At 64.5% G+C, this 19986-nt stretch carries 14 protein-coding genes; 1 reads left to right on the top strand and 13 read right to left on the bottom strand.

Annotated elements, in window-relative coordinates:
• Window positions 1–14 precede the first annotated feature (14 nt).
• From ACZ5KU_RS22270 to ACZ5KU_RS22220, 11 genes are all read right to left on the bottom strand, one after another.
• On the bottom strand, window positions 15–554 hold the full coding sequence (locus ACZ5KU_RS22270) for a FixH family protein (protein WP_054062889.1): 540 nt from the start codon (window positions 552–554) through the stop codon (window positions 15–17).
• Between the two features lie 11 nt (window positions 555–565).
• Entirely contained in the window at window positions 566–1981 is a 1416-nt protein-coding gene (gene ccoG, locus ACZ5KU_RS22265) for a cytochrome c oxidase accessory protein CcoG (RefSeq protein WP_054061070.1), read from the bottom strand.
• 312 nt (window positions 1982–2293) lie between these two features.
• A complete protein-coding gene (gene ccoP / locus ACZ5KU_RS22260) occupies window positions 2294–3268 on the bottom strand; it encodes a cytochrome-c oxidase, cbb3-type subunit III (protein WP_054061069.1) in 975 nt (324 codons plus the stop codon).
• Entirely contained in the window at window positions 3265–3450 is a 186-nt protein-coding gene (locus ACZ5KU_RS22255; RefSeq protein ID WP_026145428.1) for a CcoQ/FixQ family Cbb3-type cytochrome c oxidase assembly chaperone, read from the bottom strand. Before ACZ5KU_RS22255 ends, ccoP (ACZ5KU_RS22260) begins: the two co-directional genes overlap by 4 nt.
• Window positions 3451–3456: 6 nt before the next feature.
• On the bottom strand, window positions 3457–4065 hold the full coding sequence (ccoO, locus tag ACZ5KU_RS22250) for a cytochrome-c oxidase, cbb3-type subunit II (protein WP_017905624.1): 609 nt from the start codon (window positions 4063–4065) through the stop codon (window positions 3457–3459).
• Window positions 4065–5507, bottom strand: coding sequence for a cytochrome-c oxidase, cbb3-type subunit I (gene ccoN, locus ACZ5KU_RS22245; protein WP_054061068.1), 1443 nt, complete (start codon window positions 5505–5507; stop codon window positions 4065–4067). Before ccoN (ACZ5KU_RS22245) ends, ccoO (ACZ5KU_RS22250) begins: the two co-directional genes overlap by 1 nt.
• A gap of 334 nt (window positions 5508–5841) precedes the next feature.
• A complete protein-coding gene (gene ccoP / locus ACZ5KU_RS22240; RefSeq protein WP_054061067.1) occupies window positions 5842–6780 on the bottom strand; it encodes a cytochrome-c oxidase, cbb3-type subunit III in 939 nt (312 codons plus the stop codon).
• Entirely contained in the window at window positions 6777–6971 is a 195-nt protein-coding gene (locus ACZ5KU_RS22235) for a cbb3-type cytochrome oxidase subunit 3 (RefSeq protein WP_337959421.1), read from the bottom strand. The genes ccoP (ACZ5KU_RS22240) and ACZ5KU_RS22235 overlap by 4 nt, the downstream gene beginning before the upstream one ends.
• Window positions 6972–6974: 3 nt before the next feature.
• A complete protein-coding gene (gene ccoO, locus ACZ5KU_RS22230; protein WP_054061066.1) occupies window positions 6975–7583 on the bottom strand; it encodes a cytochrome-c oxidase, cbb3-type subunit II in 609 nt (202 codons plus the stop codon).
• Window positions 7584–7593: 10 nt separating this feature from the next.
• Window positions 7594–9018: a cytochrome-c oxidase, cbb3-type subunit I gene (gene ccoN, locus ACZ5KU_RS22225; protein WP_054061065.1), complete on the bottom strand. Its 1425-nt coding sequence runs from the start codon at window positions 9016–9018 to the stop codon at window positions 7594–7596.
• A gap of 210 nt (window positions 9019–9228) precedes the next feature.
• Window positions 9229–16656 (bottom strand): Ig-like domain-containing protein, encoded by a 7428-nt coding sequence (locus ACZ5KU_RS22220; RefSeq protein WP_464736286.1) that lies wholly within the window; start codon window positions 16654–16656, stop codon window positions 9229–9231.
• A 157-nt stretch (window positions 16657–16813) separates the two neighbouring features.
• On the opposite strand from ACZ5KU_RS22220, the gene ACZ5KU_RS22215 reads away from it, so the two are divergent.
• A complete protein-coding gene (locus ACZ5KU_RS22215) occupies window positions 16814–17473 on the top strand; it encodes an alpha/beta family hydrolase (RefSeq protein WP_464736285.1) in 660 nt (219 codons plus the stop codon).
• Window positions 17474–17512: 39 nt separating this feature from the next.
• On the opposite strand, the gene ACZ5KU_RS22210 is transcribed toward ACZ5KU_RS22215, so the two are convergent.
• Together ACZ5KU_RS22210 and ACZ5KU_RS22205 are read right to left on the bottom strand one after the other, a co-directional pair.
• Complete coding sequence (locus ACZ5KU_RS22210) at window positions 17513–18244, bottom strand: hypothetical protein (protein WP_464736284.1); 732 nt, start codon at window positions 18242–18244, stop codon at window positions 17513–17515.
• Window positions 18245–18284: 40 nt separating this feature from the next.
• Window positions 18285–19649: an addiction module component gene (locus ACZ5KU_RS22205; protein ID WP_464736283.1), complete on the bottom strand. Its 1365-nt coding sequence runs from the start codon at window positions 19647–19649 to the stop codon at window positions 18285–18287.
• Window positions 19650–19986 lie beyond the last annotated feature (337 nt).

The raw sequence follows: 19986 nt of genomic DNA, 5'->3' as shown, positions 1-19986 counted from the left end.
GATTCCGTGCGCGGTCAGTTGTCGAGGTCTTCGGCACCCTTGAGCGGCTCGTCGCCCAGCAGCAGGTCGCGGTCGTGGCTGACCTGCTCTTCCTCGAACATCCGCCAGGTCTTGCCGTCCTGGGTACCCAGCAGTTCGACGAAGCGCCGGCCCTCGACCTTGTCGCTCAACTGGCCGATGTAGCGGCCCTGTTCGGTCTGGCTGCGGTTGAGGCTGATCTTGCGATCCTTCTCCGGCTGGGTCGGCGAGATCAGGTTCAACTCCAGGGTCGCAGGCGTGCTGTCGCCGCTCAGGCGCAGGTCGACCTCACCGGTCACGTCGTCGAAGTGCACGTTGGCGCGCATCTTCAGCGACTGGGCCAGCAACTCGCGGTCCAGGGAACGGTTGATGCCCTTGCCGGCCTCGTAGTAGTTGTCGTTGACCAGGTTGTCCGGGTTCTTCACCGCGATGGTCACCATCGACAGGGTCAGGGCGACCGAGCAGGCCAGGATGCCGATGATGATCCACGGCCAGAGGTGCTTGTACCAGGGGTGGGTGGCAGTTGCGACGGACATTGTGGCTTCCCTTAGCGAATTTGCGGGCCGATGAACCGGCTCTTGGCTTCGACGTGAACGCTGGCGTCATCGGCGTCCCTGAGGATGAATTTCACCTCGTTGGTGCTCGACGGCAGTTGCTCGGGAGAACTGGAGAGTTCCACCGGCATGCTGAAGATCTCCCCGGCCGGCACGCGGATCTCGCGCCGCCCCTGCAGGCGCAGGTCGGGCAGGCCGGCGGCATCGAGCACGTAGGTGTGGTCGCGCTGGTCCTTGTTCATGATCTTCAGGCTGTAGACGTTCTCGATCCGACCCTCGGCATTTTCGCGATAGAGGACGCGGTCCTTGCTGACGTCGAAGCCGACCAGCGAGCGCATGAGGAACGCGGTGATCAACAGACTGATCATCGCCAGCAGCACCACCGCGTAGCCGATCAGGCGAGGGCGCAGGGTGTGGGTCTTCTGCCCGGACAGGTTGTGCTCGGTGGTGTAGCTGATCAGCCCGCGCGGATATTCCATCTTGTCCATGATGCTGTCACAGGCGTCGATGCAGGCGGCGCAGCCGATGCATTCGATCTGCAGGCCATCGCGGATGTCGATGCCGGTGGGGCAGACCTGCACGCACATCGTGCAGTCGATGCAGTCGCCCAGGCCCTGGGCCTTGTAGTCGGCGCCCTTCTTGCGCGGGCCACGGCCCTCGCCACGGCGCGGGTCGTAGGAGACGATCAGGGTGTCCTTGTCGAACATCACGCTCTGGAAACGCGCGTAGGGGCACATGTAGATGCACACCTGCTCACGCAGCCAGCCGGCGTTGCCATAGGTGGCGAGGGTGAAGAAACCGACCCAGAAATACGACCAGCCATCGGCTTGCCCGGTGAAGAAGTCGATCACCAGTTCGCGGATCGGCGAGAAGTAGCCGACGAAGGTCATGCCGGTGACGAAGCCGATCAGCAGCCACAGGCTGTGCTTGCTGAACTTGCGCAGGAACTTGTTGGCGCTCATCGGCGCCTTGTCGAGCTTGATGCGCTGGTTGCGATCACCCTCGGTGACTTTCTCGCACCACATGAAGATCCAGGTCCAGACGCTCTGCGGGCAGGTGTAGCCGCACCAGATGCGCCCGGCGTAGACGGTGATGAAGAACAGGCCGAAGGCGGCGATGATCAGCATACCCGACAGCAGGATGAAGTCCTGGGGCCAGAAGGTTGCGCCGAAGATGAAGAACTTGCGTTCCGGCAGGTTCCACCAGACGGCCTGGTGGCCACCCCAGTTCAGCCAGACCGTACCGAAGTAGAGCAGGAACAGCACGGCGCCGCCGGCCATCCGCAGGTTGCGGAACAGCCCGGTGAAGGCTCGGGTGTAGATTTTTTCGCGTGAGGCGTAGAGGTCGACGGCGTTGTTCTGTTGCTTGGCAGGCGGAGTGACGTCGTGTACCGGAATCTGATTGCTCATCATTGCATCCCACGGCAGGGGGAAAATGTCGCGGTCAGTACGTGCCGACCGTGATCGGATAGCGTTGAAGCTTAGTGCAGTGGCTTAATGATACGCCTCTGCCCCGGCTCAACGGGTGCGACCTTTGGTCGCGTTGGGTGAAAGCTCGGTATGGTGTAGCGAATGTAACAAAGCATGACTCAGATCAATTGACTATAGGCCAAGGCCGTGGCTGGCATGTGCCGATTCTGGCGGGCGTGAGGGCCCTGCACCATGAAAAAGGCCCCGTCGGTCCATGCCGGCGGGGCCTTTGTCGTTGCGGCAAGCCGGGGCTTATTCGGCGGGCTTGTCGTTACCGTGGGACAGGCTGTAGACGTAGGCCGCCAGCAGGTGGACCTTGTCGTTGCCCTGGGTCTGCTCCTGGGCCGGCATCTGCCCCTGGCGACCGTAACGGATGGTCTGTTGCAACTGCGCGAAGCTCGAACCGTAGATGAACGCGGCCGGGTGCGTCAGGTTCGGTGCGCCCATGGCCGGGGTACCCTTGCCTTCCGGTCCATGGCAGGCCACGCAGTTGGCGGCGAACAGCTTCTGGCCATTGACCGGGTCGGCCTTGGCGCCTTCCGGCAGCTTGCGACCGTCGAGGTTGGTCAGCACGAACGCGGCGACATCGGCCACGCCCTGCTCGCCGATCACCTCGGCCCAGGCCGGCATCACCGCATGGCGACCGCCCATGATGGTCTGCTTGATGGTCTGCGGGTCGCCGCCCCAGCGCCAGTCTTCATCGGTCAGGTTGGGGAAGCCATAGGCCCCCTTGGCGTCTGAACCGTGACACACCGAGCAGTTGGAGGCGAACAGTCGCCCACCCATCTTCAGGGCCTGCGGGTCCTTGGCCACTTCCTCGATGGGCATGGCGGCGTATTTGGCGAAGATCGGCCCGAATTTGGCATCCGACCTGGCCATTTCCTTCTCCCACTCGTGCACGCCGGTCCAGCCGGTCTGACCGTTGGCGAAGGGGGTCTGCTTCTCGTTGTCCAGGTAGTTGTAACCTGGCAGTACCCCTTTCCAGTTGCCCAGGCCCGGGTACAGCACCAGGTAGCCGAGAGCGAAGATCAGGGTGCCGACGAACAGCATGAACCACCATTTCGGCAGTGGGTTGTCGTACTCCTCGATGCCGTCGAAGGAGTGGCCGACGGTCTCGTCGGTCTGCTCGGCGCGCTGGCCCTTGCGGGTCGACAGCAGCAGCCAGGTCAAGGCGAAGATGGTACCCAGACTGAGGACTGTGACGTACAGACTCCAGAACGTAGTCATTCTTTGTTACTCCTAGAAGCTTGCTCGACGTGCTTGATGGCTTCGGGATCGTCCGCGAAAGGCAGCAAGGTCGCGTCTTCAAACTCCGCCTTGCGCTTGGGGCTGAAGACCCACAAGGCCAGGCCGACAAAGGCCACCATCACCACGAGGGTGCCAAGGCCACGAATCATCCCGATATCCATGAACAATCACCGTTTGCTTTTGATGATGGTGCCAAGGCCTTGCAGGTAGGCCACCAGCGCGTCCATTTCGGTCTTGCCCTTCACGGCATCCCTGGCACCGGCGATGTCTTCGTCGGTATAGGGCACGCCGAGCGAGCGCAGGACTTCCATCTTCTTCGCGGTGTCCTTGCCGTCGAGCTTGTTTTCCACGAGGAACGGGTACGCCGGCATTTTCGACTCGGGCACCACGTTGCGCGGGTTGTACAGGTGCGCGCGGTGCCAGTCATCGGAGTAACGACCGCCGACACGGGCCAGGTCCGGGCCGGTACGCTTGGAGCCCCACAGGAACGGGTGGTCCCAGACGCTTTCACCGGCTACCGAGTAGTGCCCGTAGCGTTCGGTTTCGGCGCGGAACGGCCGGATCATCTGCGAGTGGCAGCCGACACAACCGTTGGCGATGTAGATGTCGCGGCCTTCCAGTTCCAGGGCGGTACGTGGCTTCATGCCTTCGACCGGCTTGTTGGTGACGTCCTGGAAGAACAGCGGGACGATCTGGGTCAGGCCGCCGATGCTCACGGCGATGACCATGAAGAAGGCCAGCAGGCCGATATTCTTCTCGACTACTTCGTGCTTCATCAGTGGGCTCCAACGACAGCGATCTGAGCGGCGGCTTCAGCTTCAGCCGGGTTCGAGGCGCGAACGGTACGGAAGGTGTTGTAGGCCATCAGCAGCATGCCCGTGGCGAAGAACGCCCCGCCCAGGGCGCGGACGATGAAGCCGGGGTGGCTGGCCTGCAGCGCTTCGACGAAGGAGTAGGTCAGCGTGCCGTCGTCATTGATCGCCCGCCACATCAGGCCCTGGGTGATGCCGTTGACCCACATCGAGGCGATGTAGAGCACCGTGCCGATGGTCGCCAGCCAGAAGTGCGCGTTGATCAGGCCGACGCTGTGCATCTGCTCGCGGCCGAACAGCTTGGGAATCATGTGATAGACCGCACCGATGGAAATCATCGCCACCCAGCCGAGGGCGCCGGCGTGGACGTGGCCGATGGTCCAGTCGGTGTAGTGCGAGAGCGAGTTGACGGTCTTGATCGCCATCATCGGACCCTCGAAGGTCGACATGCCGTAGAACGCCAGGGAGACGACGAGGAAGCGCAGGATCGGGTCGGTGCGCAGCTTATGCCAGGCGCCGGAGAGGGTCATCATGCCGTTGATCATGCCGCCCCAGCTCGGGGCCAGCAGGATGATCGACATGGCCATGCCCAGTGACTGTGCCCAGTCCGGCAGGGCGGTGTAGTGCAGGTGGTGGGGACCGGCCCAGATGTACAGGGTGATCAGTGCCCAGAAGTGGACGATGGACAGGCGATAGGAGTAGATCGGGCGTTCGGCCTGTTTCGGCACGAAGTAGTACATCATCCCGAGGAAGCCGGTGGTGAGGAAGAAGCCCACCGCGTTATGCCCGTACCACCACTGGATCATCGCGTCGGTCGCGCCGGAGTAGGCCGAGTAGGACTTGAAGAAGCTCACCGGCAGCGAGGCGTGGTTGACGATGTGCAGCATGGCGGTAACGATGATGAACGCACCGTAGAACCAGTTGCCGACATAGATGTGCTTGGTCTTGCGCTTGATGATGGTGCCGAAGAACACCAGGGCGTAGACCACCCAGACGATGGCCAGCAGGATAGCCAGCGGCCACTCCAGTTCCGCGTATTCCTTGGTGGTGGTGTAGCCCAGCGGCAGGGTGACCAGGGCGCCGACGATCACGGCTTGCCAACCCCAGAAGTGGAAGGCCGCGAGGCTGTCGGAGATCAGTCGCACCTGGCAGGTACGCTGCACCACATAGTAGGAGGTGGCAAACAGTGCACAACCACCGAAGGCGAAGATCACCAGGTTGGTGTGCAGCGGGCGCAGGCGTCCAAAACTCGTCCACGGCAGACCGAAATTCAGCTCCGGCCAGACCAGTTGAGAGGCAATGAAGACTCCGAGCCCCATGCCAAGGATCCCCCAGACCACCGTCATGATGGCGAACTGGCGGACTACCTTATAGTTATAAGCAGTCTGACTTATTGCTGTGCTCATTCTAAGGTTCCACGGTTTGGGTATAGTTATTAGGGGTGAAAATCGGCCGCAAGTATGGATAAAGAGTAGGGTCATTGCAACGCGCCATGACCTGGGTCAATACCTTGCGACGCTGATTCTGCGGCCTTTCCATGCTCGGTGTAGGGTCAAAACGCGCGCTCGCGAAAACCGTGACCGACCGGTTGACGAGGGGTTGCGGATTGATCGAGGTTTGGAAAGCTTAGTACCGATTCCCGGGAGTGGGTAGGCAGAGCGAAACCGAGGTGCGACACTCGGTCGCGCAGGGAAGGGGAACTGCCGCATCCTGATCGATGCGGCAGGAAATATCCGGTATTTATTGAGCTTTGTTTTCTCCTTGACTGCCGTGGGAAAGGCTGTACACGTAAGCGGCCAGCAACTGCACCTTGTCGTTGCCGAGCAGTTCGCTCTGGGCCGGCATGTGGCCCTGGCGACCGTGGCGGATGGTCTGCTGCAGTTGCGCCAGGCTGGTGCCGTAGATGAACGCGGCCGGTGTGGTCAGGTCCGGTGCGCCCATGGCCTGGGTACCCTGGCCGGTGGCGCCATGGCAGGCGACGCAGTTGGTGTTGAAGACCTGCTGGCCGGCGGCCAGGTCCGCGCCGTTGCCTTCCGGCAGCGGCAGCTTGCCCAGGCCGTGGCGCACATAGGCGGCGACGTTGCGCACACCGTCCTCACCGAGGATGTCGCCCCAGGCCGGCATCGCCGCGATGCGGCCACCCATGATGGTGGTCTTGATCGTGTCGGCACTGCCGCCCCAACGCCAGCTGTCATCGGCCAGGTTCGGGAAACCGTAGGCGCCCTTGGCGTCCGAGCCGTGGCAGACCGCGCAGTTGGAAGCGAACAGGCGTCCGCCCATTTTCAGCGCCTGTGGGTCCTTGGCCACTTCTTCCACGGGCATGGCCGCGAACTTGGCGAAGATCGGCCCGAACCTGGCATCGGCCTTGTCCATTTCCTTTTCCCACTCGTGCACGCCGGTCCAGCCGTTCTCGTAGCCGGGCAGGATGCCTTTCCAGTTGCCCAGGCCGGGGTAGAGGATCAGGTAGCCTACGGAAAACACCAGGGTGCCGGCGAACAGCATGAACCACCACTGCGGCAGCGGGTTGTCGTACTCCTCGATGCCGTCGAAGCTGTGGCCCATGGTCTGGTCGACACTGCCCTTGGTCTCGCCCTTGCGCGTGCCGATCAGCAGCCAGGTCAGGCCGATCAGGCTGCCGATGGTCAGTACGCAGATGTACGTACTCCAGAAGGTGGTCATGGCCGGTTGCTCCTTGTTGCAGGGTCTTGTTCAGGTGTTTCGGGCAATGGATCGTCGGCGAACGGCAGCATGCGTGCCTGGGCGAACTCCGGATTGCGCTTGCCGTTGAACACCCAGATGGCGAGGCCGACGAAGGCGATCATCACCACCAGGGTGCCGAGGCCGCGGATCATTCCGCTACTGATCTCCATGGCTCACCTCTTGCTCTTGATCGCGGTGCCGAGCACCTGCAGGTAGGCGACCAGCGCGTCCATCTCGCTCTTGCCCTTGAGGCTGGCCACGGCGCCGGCGATGTCGTCGTCGCTGTAGGGCACGCCGAGGGTGCGCATGGCGCGCAGCTTGGTTTCGGTGTGGCTGCTGTCCAGGGCGTTGGCGACCAGCCACGGGTAGGCCGGCATCTTCGATTCCGGTACCACGTTGCGCGGGTTGTACAGGTGCGCACGGTGCCAGTCGTCCGAATAGCGGCCGCCGACCCGGGCCAGGTCCGGGCCGGTACGCTTGGAACCCCACAGGAACGGGTGGTCCCAGACGCTTTCACCCGCCACCGAATAGTGCCCGTAGCGTTCGGTCTCGGCGCGGAACGGCCGGATCATCTGCGAGTGGCAACCGACGCAGCCTTCGCGGATGTAGATGTCGCGGCCTTCCAGTTGCAGTGCGGTGTAGGGCTTCATGCCTTCGACCGGCTTGTTGGTGACGTCCTGGAAGAACAGCGGGACGATCTGTGTCAGGCCGCCGATGCTGACGGCGAATACCATCAGCAGCATCAGCAGGCCGACGTTCTTTTCGATCACTTCGTGTTTCATGGCGAACTCCTCAGGCCATCTGCGCGTTGGCGGTGACGGTGGCAGGTGCTGCACCGCGCACGGTGCGCCAGGTGTTGTAGGCCATCAGCAGCATGCCGCTGAGGAAGATGGCACCGCCGATCAGCCGCACGATGAAGCCGGGATGGCTGGCCACCAGGGTTTCGACGAAGGAATAGGTCAGCGTGCCGTCCTCGTTGACCGCGCGCCACATCAGGCCCTGGGCGATACCGTTGACCCACATCGAGGCGATGTAGAGCACGGTGCCGATGGTGGCCAGCCAGAAGTGCGCGTTGATCAGGCCGACGCTGTGCATCTGCTCGCGGCCGAAGACTTTCGGGATCATGTGGTACAGCGCGCCGATGGAGATCATCGCCACCCAGCCCAGCGCCCCGGCGTGCACATGGCCGATGGTCCAGTCGGTGTAGTGGGAGAGAGCGTTGACGGTCTTGATCGCCATCATCGGACCCTCGAAGGTCGACATGCCGTAGAACGCCAGGGAGACCACGAGGAAGCGCAGGATCGGGTCGCTGCGCAGCTTATGCCAGGCGCCGGAGAGGGTCATCATGCCGTTGATCATGCCGCCCCAGCTGGGTGCCAGCAGGATCAGCGACATCACCATGCCCAGCGACTGGGCCCAGTCCGGCAGGGCGGTGTAGTGCAGGTGGTGGGGACCTGCCCAGATGTACAGGGTGATCAGCGCCCAGAAGTGCACGATGGACAGGCGATAGGAATACACCGGGCGTTCGGCCTGCTTGGGCACGAAGTAGTACATCATCCCCAGGAAACCGGCGGTCAGGAAGAAGCCCACCGCGTTGTGCCCGTACCACCACTGCACCATGGCGTCGGTGGCACCGGCGTAGAGCGAGTAGGACTTGGTCAGGCTGACCGGGATTTCCAGGTTGTTGACGATATGCAGGATCGCCACGGTGATGATGAATGCGCCGAAGAACCAGTTGCCGACATAGATGTGCTTGGTGGTGCGCTTCATCACCGTGCCGAAGAACACGTAGGCATAGGCGACCCAGACGATGGTGATCAGCAGGTCGATCGGCCATTCCAGCTCGGCGTATTCCTTGGAGCTGGTGTAGCCCAGCGGCAGGCTGATGGCTGCCAGCAGGATCACCAGCTGCCAGCCCCAGAAGGTGAAGGCCGCCACCTTGGGCGAAAACAGCTGGGTCTGGCAGGTGCGCTGCACCGAGTAGTAGGAGCTGGCGAACAGTGCGCAGCCGCCGAAGGCGAAGATCACCGCGTTGGTGTGCAGCGGGCGCAGGCGGCCGAAGCTGGTCCACGGCAGGTTGAAGTTGAGTTCGGGCCAGACCAATTGGGCCGCGAGGAAAACCCCGAGCCCCATACCGACGATGCCCCACACCACCGTCATAATGGCGAATTGGCGGACCACCCGGTAGTTGTAGGCGGTACTGATTGAAGTGTTCATGGTTCCCCATCCACGGTTCGGGCCAACGCGCAGACGGCCTGCCAGGCGGCCTGCATGTCCGGCCCGGAGTTATAGGCAGACTAAAGCAAGCCAAGCATGGGCAAATAGCCAGCGGCGGGTATTGACGGGGGTCAATGGGCTCCGCCATGGAGCCCGGGTGCAGGCGTGGGGCGTCGTCGCAGCGGGCTGCGCGACGCCCGGATCAACGGATCAGGTGCAGGGCAGCAGCCTGCTGCCCAGGCCCAGGCCCGAGGCATGATGGGTCAGGGTCACCAGGCCGAGGTCGACGGTGAGCCCGGGGTGGGGGATCTCCGCCACGTCCGGCTTGCGCATGTCCAGCACCAGCAGGATCAGGCCCAGCGTGCCTTTCTTCGCGGTCATCGACCAGGTGAACTTCTCCGTGCTGTGCTGCAGTGGCCAGCGATTGCCATAGAGCCTGCGAATGGCCTTGAGCTCGTCGATGTCGGGTAGCCTCAGGCCCTTCATCGTGGCGTTCTCGGTCGTGTCATCGCTGTTGGCGACGCCGAGGTCGTAGCACAGCATCACACCGTACACGTTGACCTGGTATTTCTTGAACTGCCCGGCCTTGTCCCGCACCACGATATGCGTGCTGCCGTTGCTGCGTACCGTTACCCGGCCATTGCGGTCGACTGCGGCGACCTTCGGATTCTCGCTGCTGTAGGTGTAGCCGGGGACTCCGCCGCTGGGCACCCGCTGGACCCAGGTGCCCGGGCCGAATTCGGGCAGCACCTGAGGGTGGCAGGGGATCAGGAATATCTGGCCGTGCAGGTTGACCGGGCTGGTATCGAGCAGCAGTTCAGGCACGCGCATTTTCGCCCGCACCGTCAGGGTCAACCGTGGGAAGAGTACGGCCGTGGTTTCGTCGGCACTGCCATCGAAGCTCGCCTTGAGGGTCAGCGTCAGGCCGCTCAGGTCCCGCAGGCTGTCGAGCCCGCTGCGTGGCAGCTTGCCGTGAATGACGTCGGAGATACTGGTGATTTCCTCCGCCTTCCAGAGCGTGAAACGATAGGGCGTACCATCGTTGCGGGTGCCTTCGACCTGCAGCCAGACCCGTTGCCCGACCTGGATATGCGGCCACTTGCCGACCTCCACGGTGGCATCTGCGCTGAAGGTGTTCAGGTCCAGCAGCCGATCCCTGGCCTCGCGAACCTCGGGGGCCGGCAGGTTTCGCGGCAGCAGCACCGACAGTGGCAGGACCTCGGACGGTGACGCCACACTGCCACGGGTGAGGGTATAGCCGACATCCACGTTTTTGCCGATGTTGGCGCTGACCGCAGTGACCGGGGCGAAGAAGGCCAGGCTGCCGCTGTCGCTGCCCGGTTGCGCCGGCAGCGTCGGCGTGCCGTTGCCCGCAGTCCCGCGCCAGTAGGCCTGGACGCTGTCGCTGCCTTGCATGCCGGCATAGCGCACGTCGATGGTCGCCCCGCGCTGGGCCAGTTCCGGTAGCAGGAACGTGCCGCCGGCTTCACGGACCCTGGGCCTGGGCAGATCGAGCGGGCCGGCACTGACCGGCAGGTAGCGCGGCAGCGACGGGAAGCTGTCCCCGGCGCTGGTGGTGACTTCGTAGTGCAGGGTGACCGAGCCACCGGCCAGCACGCTGACCTTGTCGTCGGGAATCAGGAACTGGATGTCCTTGTCGATGTCCTCCTCGCGCAGGGTGATCGTCCGGTCATACGGCACCTCGCTGCCGCTGGCCGTCCGGCCGAGCCAGGTCAGCTTGACCTGCTGCCCGGCGGCGATGAAGTCGTAGGGCTCGACATGGGCGATCACATTACGGAATGCCGGGTCGAGCACGTTGCCGTTCTGCTCGGCAAGCGGCACCCGCGGCGGCTTGAGGGTGCGTGCCCGGCCGGTGATCCACAGCGGCCGGCTCTTGGAGCGACGGCTGGGCTGGCCGGCGATGTCGACATAGTAATAGAAGCGGGCCAGGCCACGGAGAATGGCAATGAACTGCTCGTAGGGGACCATGAAGGAGACGAAGGGGTCGCTGTCGTGTCCGGGGCTGCTCTGGGTATGGGGCAGCAGCTGCTGGCCCTCGGCATCCTCGCGCTCCACCACCAGGCGCACGGTATGACCGCTGTTCATCCCTTCGTAGCGCAGTACCAGCACCTGCACGTCGGCGCCGTCGAGTTCGTCCAGGTTCAGCATCATGCCCTGGGCCTTGGGAACCACCGGTGCGAGCAGGGACGGATCGCCGATCCCGACCTCGATGAGCGCCGGCCGTGACCATTGCGACCAGTTGCCGATCTCGTCGCGGATCTCGTAGCGCACGATGATCGAATCGGAGTTGCCGGCATCCCGGATGATCTCCGGATCGATGGGGATCACCACTTCGTCGCTCGGCTCCATCAGCTCGGGGTGCTGCACGTGGCGACCATGCCAGGACACCAGGATCCGGTCGCCACGGGCCATGTTCGCATAACGCCTGACCACCACGCTGACGCCCTCGGGGTCCTCGATCACCCCGGGCGGCAGCACCTGGGGCAAGGCGAGTTTTTCGTTCTCGCAGAGGGTGGCGCCGTTGCCGGCCTTGCACGAGCGTTCGGGAGCACCGGGACTGTCGAGCTTGACCCGCACCGTCTGCCGGCCTTCCTCGGGCGTACCGCCGGGAAAGGGGGTGAGCACATAACGCACGGTCGTGGTCCCGGAGGTGATCCAGCGGGTTTCGACTTTCAGGGTGATGTGCCCACTGCTGGGCGTGTTGCCCTGGACATGGGTGGCGACGGGGTTGGGATGAGTGCCCCAGTACAGCTCTATCCTGTCCTTCGGCTGCAGTTGCAGCGGCCCGACCAATACCGGCAGGGCCCGCTGCGGGTCGATGACATCGGTCGCGCCCACGCCCAGTTCATGGAAGCTGTTGATCAGCGGGGGTGTCAGGGCCCGTGCGGTCCTCGACGGGCGGGTGGGGAGGCTGGCCAGCGGTTTCCAGCTGGGCTCCACCGGGCCTGCCTGTCGCCACTGCCCGCTGGTGACCAGCACGCTGAGGTTGCCGGTGGCGGCGACCTTCTGCACGAAGGCGGCATCGGGCAGTTCGATCACCTGATGCTCGGCCGAAGAACCGTTCTGCGCGGGCAGGCCCGTGGCGCACAACTGGCGTTGGGCGGCGGAGCCACGCGGGGTGTACTTGAGCAGCGCACCATCCGCCGCGGAGAGATACAGCCCCCCGAGATAGGTCCCCTGGTTCTCCAGGGTCCGGGTGGCGAAGCAGATAAAGGTGACGGAAAAGAAGTCGAGCACCGCCGTACGCTCGGTGCCCAGGTAGGCCGGGCCCGTGGCATGGGCGATATGCAGGCTGTGCAGGTCATAGGTGTGGTCGAACGTCAGTGGCAGGCGCTCCTGGTCCAGTTCCTGGGCCTTGGTCGCGGCGATGGCGCGAGTGACCTTGACCTCCCGCTCATTGCTGAACGGTTCGATGACCGCGTAGCAGTGACTGGCCTGGCAGCGATAGGTCGCACTGACCACCAGTTGCTGATGCCGACGCTCGATCCGCCGATGGCTGTAGCGTGCGGCGTCGTCGGCGTGATTGAACAGCGGGCCGACTTCATAGCGTTCCGGTTGCCTGGCCGCCTGCAGGGTGGGGTCCCAGTTCGTGCCGATCGGGCCGCGTGCCGACCAGAAGCTGCCGCTGCGCAATACCTGCAGCTTGCCGCCGGCCGCGACCTGGCGCAGGTAGGCCAGCGGAGCCAGGGTGCCCTCCTCCAACTGGCCCTGGGTCGGGATGCCATCCGAGGCGAAGACCGCGCCCTCGGCGGTTTCGTCCTGCTTGGGAAACACCTCGACCTGGTATTGCAGCAGGGCTCCATCAGGGATCGACAGGTAGAGCTTGACGCTCGATTCCAGCCCGGGTGTCTGGGACACGGGGCAGACGCCACGGGCGGTGGCGATCAGGTGGGCAAAGTCGCGGGCACCGATGAAGTGGCGATAGGTCGGGTCGGCCAGCAGTCCGGTCGCACCTTGGCGGGCGGGTGGGGCGACATAGACCCCGTCGAAGTCGTAGCCCTGGGCAATCATCTTGAACAGGTCGACATGCTCGGGAAACACCCGGTAGCGGTTGAACCGGGACCCGCCATCGGCGACGGCAGCGGTCGAGACATATTCCTCGCGCCCGGTTTTCCTGAAGATGAAACCGAACAGCGTCTCGTCCGGCTGGCCTGCCGCGACCAGGGCATGGCGCAGGGCATCCTGGGCGTCGATATGCACCGGGCTCAGGTCCGGGAAGGCCGTGGCGTGTCCGTGATTGCTCGCCTGGCGGCTGTTGCCGGCGCGAAAGCCGTCGGCGCTGGCATTCAGGCTGGAGACCACACCCTTGTGGACCCAGATCGCGCCCGGTACCAGCACCAGCAGTTCACCGGCCTGCAGCAGGTCCCGGGCATAGGTGGCCAGCACGCCCTTGTCATCCGCCCTGGCACTGCTGATCCGCCGTTGCAGGGGGTTGTCCATCACCTGCAGCGGGCGGTCGGCGGGCGGTGACAGCTGGTTGAACAACACCTGCTCATGGGCGGAGCCGCTGGCCGTATAGCGAATCAGCGAGCCGTCGCTGCCCGAGAAATAGCGGTAGGGGATCGAGTCGCGTTCCCTGATCGCCTGGTGGAGGTCCCAGGTGCGGAACAGATTGAGGTAGAGCTCGGCTTCGTCCTCGGGCAGGTGGAAGTCGATGGTGCCCAGGCCCGAGTGGTAGACGCCGACCACCTTGTGGTTTTCGGGGAAGAACGCCGCCTTGACGTCCTTGGGGAAAACCCGCTTGTGGTCGAAGACCGCCGTCGGCGACAGCCAGGGTTCGGTGGCGACGAACAGCCCGTCCGGACGCTGCAGCACCAGGCCGCCATGGACCTGGTCGTGACGATGCGGAATCTGCCCATGGGCATGCCGGGCGGCATCGTCGGCGCGGGAGAACACCGGCCCCAGCAGGCGGCGCTGGAAGTGCTGGTAGGGCTTCCAGGTGTCGCTGACCGGCCCTTCGCGATCCCACAGTTCGCTGCTCCTGAGCACGCTCAGGCTGCCGGCACGGGCCAGGCCATGGACGAAATGGCGAACTTCCAGGTTGCCCAGGGTCACCTGTTCGCCGAGGCTCGGCTCGCTGCCCTGGCGCTTGAGCAGCAGGTCGTCGGCCTCGGCATCCCGTGACAGGTACTTGAGCCAGGCGCCCTCGCGGGTGCTCAGGTAGAGGGGCAGCGCTTCGTCGAGCGGATCATCCGGGCGCAGATAGGGCAGGGCGGCGGCAAGATCGATGGGGTTGAAGACATTGCGGTACTGCCAACTGTCCCCGGCAGGGACGGGGTCGGGATACAACGCGGCGCTGTAGCTGATGGCCGCCAGCTCGAAATCGGCCGGCAGGTCGGGATGGCCCATGGCATTCGTGCCGAATACCGCGGCCGGGGAAAACGGCGGCGTGCCGGCCACGACCGGTTCGCAGGCGACGTATCGTGCCCCTTGCCGATGCTTGAGGATGAAGCTGATCCGCTGTTGCGGGTGCTGGCCATCGAGGCGTTGCAGGGTGTGGCGGGCGGCGGCTTCCAGGTTGTCGAACAGCGGCCCCAGGGCCGGCCTCGGCTGATCGAGCGGTGCCACGATGGGATTGGGGGCCCAGTTCGCTGGCAGCTTGCCAGGCTTGCCCCAGTAGCGGTCGCCCCGGACCAGGTAAAGGCCCTGGGTCTTGGCCAGCAGCCTGATGAAATCGCTGGGCAGCAGTTCGCCCTTTTCCAGTTGTTCCTCGATGGCACTGCGGCCAGAACGGGCCTTGGGCAGCAGACGGATGACCAGTTGGTCCTCCTCCTGGCTGTCGCTGGGCAGGTACTTGACCAGGTTGAGGTCGCTCATCAGCACATAGAAGGCCTGCAGGCCCGCGGACCGGCCGGCGATGGTGGCCAGTACTTCCTGGGCGGTGATGCTGCGGTGAGCCAGGCGGAATTCGTCCTCGGGCAGGTTCGCCAGCGCTCCGGAACGCTCGACATTCCTCAGGTTGATGTTGGAGCGATACACGGCATGCAGCCGATGCCCGGCCGGGAAGGCGGGAAGGCCGGTTTCCGTGCTGGGATAGAGCTGGCTGGCGTCGAACAGCCGGCCTTCGGTGAAACGCGGTTGTGTGGCGACGAAGCTCTGGTCCGCGCGTTGAAAGATCAAGCCGCCCATTTGCCGGGCGTGGCCGCCCAGAGTGATCTGCTGGGCATAGCGCGCCGCATCATCGGCCGAGAGAAACGCCTGGCCCAGTTCCGGTACGGGGCTGTCGGCGAAGGGTTGCCAGGTATCGGCCGGCACCCTGCCGGCGCGATTCCACAGGCGGCTGCCGACCAGTACCCGCAGGGTCCCGGCTTCGGCCAGGCGGCGTACCCATTGCGAGGTCGACAGCTTGCCATCGAGCAGTTCGCGGTTGAAGCGCTCGGCTCGCGCTTGCCAGTCGGCGCGTTCGGGGAGCAGGGCCCGTTCCAGTTCGCTGTCCCCGGACTGGTAGGACAGCAGGGCGCCATCGGCGGTACCCAGGCACAATGGCAGGGGCGCTCCGCCCTGGGGGCGCCGGCGCCGGGCCTGGTCGAGCCCGGCGAGCAGGTCGTGGGGGCGCAGGGTGTTTTCATACAGCCAGTTTTCCTCTGGCGGCGACTGCCCGGGCAGGCTGTCGGCCTGGGCGTACAGGCCGGCCAGCACCACTTGCGCTGGCAGCGCCTGCAGGCCTATGGGGTCGAACAGCGGGCCGGCAACGGCGACCGGCTCGGTGGCGCGGAATTCGTCCTTGTGTGGATGCTTCACGATCAGCGATTGTTGTCGGTGCCGGCCCTTGAGCCCCACCTGGCCATGGATATGCCGCACAGCCTCATCGAAGCTGACGAAGGTTCGGCTCAGGGCCGACGTGGGTTGATCCTTGCGTGCCTGCGTGGTGCGGATCCCGGCAGCGTCGGGTTTCCAGGTGCTGGTGATGCGCTGCGCCGGGCCCCAGAAGGCATCGCCGCTGACGATCGACAGCTCGCCGGCCTCGGCAACCTGGTGAATCAGGGCCAGTGGCGTCAGTGTCCGCTTGTCCAGGGCCGAAACCAGCGGCGCAGGCAACTGCAGCAGATGACCGAGGATGGCCGAGGGGGCCTGCAGGCCGGCCTGGAGTTCCTGCTCGGCTTTCGAGTCGCTGGAGAGGTAACGCAGCAGCACGCCGTCGCCGACGGCCAGATAGCATGTCGCGAACCGCGCACGCAGGCTGATCGCCTGCTGCAAATAACCGATCTTGTCGGAGAAGCCCGAAGCCAGCGCCTGGTGGATCTGCTCGTCCTCGGACAGGCTGGCGGCGGGTGCGGTGTCGCTGTAGGACACATAGCCAGCCTCGATCCGGTGGCCCGTGGGCAGTTCGCTGTCTTGCGGCACGGAGGGCCACAGGCTGGCCGTGCTACCCTGGCGGGCGGTGAACTCCTGCGGGGTGCTGGCGTGAAACAGGCCCTGGGCGTCCCGGGTGAGCAGCCCCCTGAAGCGGATATCGGTGCTGAATTCCGAGGCCTGGTAGGCGGCCCGCAGCTGGATGCACTGGTGCCTGGCATCGAGCATGGCGGCATCGAGGGTCGCGAAAGCGGCGCCGAATGCCGATACAGTCCGGGATGAGGCGGTGGAGCGGGAATCGCTGAGCGACGGTTCTGAGGTCATGACATTACCCGTTGACGGAAAGAGAGGCGGGCATCGGCGCCCAGGGGCGCTGGCCCGATGCTTCTGAGTGTTCAGAAGGTGGGCGGTCATTCTCGAAAGATCCCCGTCGCGGGGGGCGTTACATATCTAGTGGGTGCAGTGAACGATGAGGAATGAGATGGGCGAACAAGCATGGCCGGGGCACCAGGGCTGGCTGCATGATCGGGCGGCCGCTGGCGAGTCGGCGCCGACCCTGATCCTGGCCCATGGGGCCGGGGCACCGATGGACAGCGATTTCATGAGCCTGATGGCCGCGCGCCTGGCGGCGCAGGGTGTCAATGTCCTGCGTTTCGAGTTTCCCTACATGGCGCAACGGCGCCTGGATGGCGGCAAGCGCCCGCCCAATCCCCAGGCCAGGCTGCTGGAGTGCTGGCGCGAGGTCTTCGAAACGGTGCGCCAGCAGGTCCGCGGGCCGCTGTTCATCGGCGGCAAGTCCATGGGTGGACGCATGGCCAGCCTGCTGGCTGACGAGCTTGGCGCGCAGGGATTGGTCTGCCTCGGCTATCCGTTCTACGCCGCCGGCAAACCGGATAAGCCGCGGGTGGCGCACCTGGCCGACATCGCCACGCCGACCCTGATCGTCCAGGGCGAGCGTGATGCCCTGGGCAACCGTCAGGCGGTGGCGGACTATGTGCTGTCGCCGCGTATCGAGCTGTGCTGGCTGACTGCCGCCGACCACGACCTCAAGCCGCTCAAGGCCAGCGGCTTCAGCCATGCGCAGCATCTGGACAGGGCCGCGCAGCAGGTTTGCGCATTCATTCTGCGCCAGAGCGCATAGGGCCGGCAGCCCCGGGTGGGACTGCCGGCGGCACGGCGCTCAGGCCTGGAGGTCGACCACGACCCGCGTGGCGGGCGAGTGCTTTGACCAGTTGCCGACCACGTCATGGATCTCGTAGCGCACCGGCAGGCTGGGCGAACTGCCGACGGCTTCGACGATCTCAGTCGGGACAGCGATGAGCAGGTTGCGGTTCAAGTGCTCCTCGCCCAGGGGCGGGTAATCGATCTTCCGCTCATCCCAGGCCACGCTGACCTGATCGCCCACGCTCATGTTCAGGTAGGGCGCCACGATCACGCTCACACCGTGGGGCGATGTGATCACGCCGGCCGGCTGTACCTGCGGCGCTTGCAGGGCCTCGTTCTCGTAGGGGGTGGCCGGGTCGATGTCGACGCCGCCGGGGATCTCCAGTTTGACCCGGATGAGGGTGATGTCGGAGTCTTGCCAGGTTCCGCCCGGAAACGGTGTGAAGCGAAACCAGACGGGCACGGGCTCCCTGTCGGACTGGATATCCCGGATGTCCACCGCCAGGGTGACGAAATCGCTGATCGGCGGCTCGTCCATGGGGTGTTCGTAGGTGCTGACGGGACGGGCGGCATCTTTCCAGTACAGGTCGATGCGATCCCCGGGCTCGAGGTCCAGGGGGCCAGCCAGCACTGGCAGCGGTTTCGCAGGATCCTGTGTGTCGACTGTACCGACGCCGCCTGGATTGGCGCTGAGTACGACCGGTTGATCGAGTTTTTTCAGATTTTGCGGGTTGATGTTCACGGACATGATCGTGTCTCCGTAAGTGATGGAATAGGGAGTCAGGGGCTCAGGCACCTGTCGGGCAGGCACCGCTCACGCGCATGTCCACGTAGGCACTCTGGCGTTGCGAATGGCCGGTTCCGGTGATGCTGTCGACGCTGAAGGTGGCCTCGGCGTGGCCGTAGCAATGGTTGTCCAGCACTGCCCTGGGCACGCGCAGGTCATAGCCGTTGCGGACCTGCTCCTCGGTCAGCGGGTTGGAGGTGTGCGGCCACCGGATCTTCCTGTTGCCGCCCACCAGACGGTCGAAACCTTCGTAGAGGAAGTGGATGACATCGCCCTGCCTGATATTGAGGTAGGGGGCGATATGCACCGGTGCGCCGTCACGGCCGTTCACCGTATTGATGGCGCCGTGTTCGTTCAGGTCGGTGAATTCCGGTGCGTCGGGCCCCGGTCGGCCACCGGGCAGTTCATCCCAGTTGCGCACGATGATGCCTTGCTCGGCGGATCTGGAGGTGTTCGGATTGCCGGCCTGGACGATGCCGTAGTGGACACGGATATCGGTGCCGGTGCCCAGTGGCCGGAAACGTTCGCCGGGCACCGTCAGGTTCAGGTCACGGCCCGCGCTGACATCGCTGGCGGTGATGCGATAGGCAGGCTCGAACATCGCCTGCCCGCGCCAGTACAGCTGCAGTTCCTGTCCTTCGATGAAACCGGTGTTCCAGGTAATGACGGCCTTGGCATCGCGCTCGAAATCGTCCGGGGAAATGAGGTTGTCCTCCCCATCGGGCGAGGCACCACGGATCAGCGGCTTGCGCAGCTCACCGGGCACCGGCAGTCGGGCCTTGACCACGATATCCTTTGGCCGCGAGTAGCCCATCACATGTCCCTCGCGACTGAGCTCATACTCCAGGCGGATATCCCCATCGCCGGCTTGCTCGATGCTTTCGAAAGGCACGTCGATGTGCAGGATGATCGGTTGTCCAAAGGCATCGAGGGGGAAGGGACCCAGCTCCACGCTGCCCCAGTGCAGGAGAATCCGGTCATCGGCCTGGACCGGTTCCGAGGTAGGAATCGTCACTTCGACACCGGCTTGTGCCTGTTCGTGGTCGATAGGCTCGACGTAGCCGTCGATGATCGGTGCCGGCAGGTCGGTGACCGGCTCGTTGAGCAGCAAGCGGACGTTGACCGCGACCGAGTCCCTGGAGAGGTTTCCGGCCCGGTCGGTGACGCTGTAGTGCACCGGTCCGTTGAAGTCTCCCAGGGATTCGAGAAAGGTGCGGGGAAACTCGACGATCACCTGCCGAGGTTCCATGTCATCGTCCTCGACCAGGGCGTCGGGACCCTCGGTGGCTCCCCAGAAGGTTCTAACCCGGTCGCCGATGGCGAAGCCGGTGTAGCCGTGGACGATGCCCGGTAGTACATCATCCATGTCGGTCAGCTCTTCGGAGGTGAGGCCATCGCGGACCTCGGGCGGGAACTCCAGGGGAGCGAGGGAAGGGAGGCCGGGAGCGGTGGTGTCGATTTCCAATGCCGGGGGAAGGAGTCGCTGGATTGCTCACTTTCGCTATCGGTGACCCGGAAGGCCAGCTCATAGTGCCCTTCGACCAGGGCAGCGACCGGAACATGCAGGTGCAGAGTGTCGCCTGGCCTATCCCCTGGTTGGATGGGAAGCGACTCGCCAATGGGCTCATTGTTCCAGAGCAATTGATAGTGGTGGCTGGTCGAGGGATTGTTCCAGACAGGAAAGGTTACCCTCAGCGGGGCGT

This window comes from Pseudomonas sp. Tof1 (assembly GCF_055390395.1).
Note: the sequence above shows the minus strand (reverse complement) of the source record. Positions and strands in the feature narration are given on the sequence as shown.

Coding starts and splice junctions, on each gene's coding strand:
- ACZ5KU_RS22270 (WP_054062889.1), bottom strand. CDS start 554: ATGTCCGTCGCAACTGCCACCCACCCCTGGTACAAGCACCTCTGGCCG.
- ccoG (WP_054061070.1), bottom strand. CDS start 1,981: ATGAGCAATCAGATTCCGGTACACGACGTCACTCCGCCTGCCAAGCAA.
- ccoP (WP_054061069.1), bottom strand. CDS start 3,268: ATGACTACGTTCTGGAGTCTGTACGTCACAGTCCTCAGTCTGGGTACC.
- ACZ5KU_RS22255 (WP_026145428.1), bottom strand. CDS start 3,450: ATGGATATCGGGATGATTCGTGGCCTTGGCACCCTCGTGGTGATGGTG.
- ccoO (WP_017905624.1), bottom strand. CDS start 4,065: ATGAAGCACGAAGTAGTCGAGAAGAATATCGGCCTGCTGGCCTTCTTC.
- ccoN (WP_054061068.1), bottom strand. CDS start 5,507: ATGAGCACAGCAATAAGTCAGACTGCTTATAACTATAAGGTAGTCCGC.
- ccoP (WP_054061067.1), bottom strand. CDS start 6,780: ATGACCACCTTCTGGAGTACGTACATCTGCGTACTGACCATCGGCAGC.
- ACZ5KU_RS22235 (WP_337959421.1), bottom strand. CDS start 6,971: ATGGAGATCAGTAGCGGAATGATCCGCGGCCTCGGCACCCTGGTGGTG.
- ccoO (WP_054061066.1), bottom strand. CDS start 7,583: ATGAAACACGAAGTGATCGAAAAGAACGTCGGCCTGCTGATGCTGCTG.
- ccoN (WP_054061065.1), bottom strand. CDS start 9,018: ATGAACACTTCAATCAGTACCGCCTACAACTACCGGGTGGTCCGCCAA.
- ACZ5KU_RS22220 (WP_464736286.1), bottom strand. CDS start 16,656: ATGACCTCAGAACCGTCGCTCAGCGATTCCCGCTCCACCGCCTCATCC.
- ACZ5KU_RS22215 (WP_464736285.1), top strand. CDS start 16,814: ATGGGCGAACAAGCATGGCCGGGGCACCAGGGCTGGCTGCATGATCGG.
- ACZ5KU_RS22210 (WP_464736284.1), bottom strand. CDS start 18,244: ATGTCCGTGAACATCAACCCGCAAAATCTGAAAAAACTCGATCAACCG.
- ACZ5KU_RS22205 (WP_464736283.1), bottom strand. CDS start 19,649: ATGGATGATGTACTACCGGGCATCGTCCACGGCTACACCGGCTTCGCC.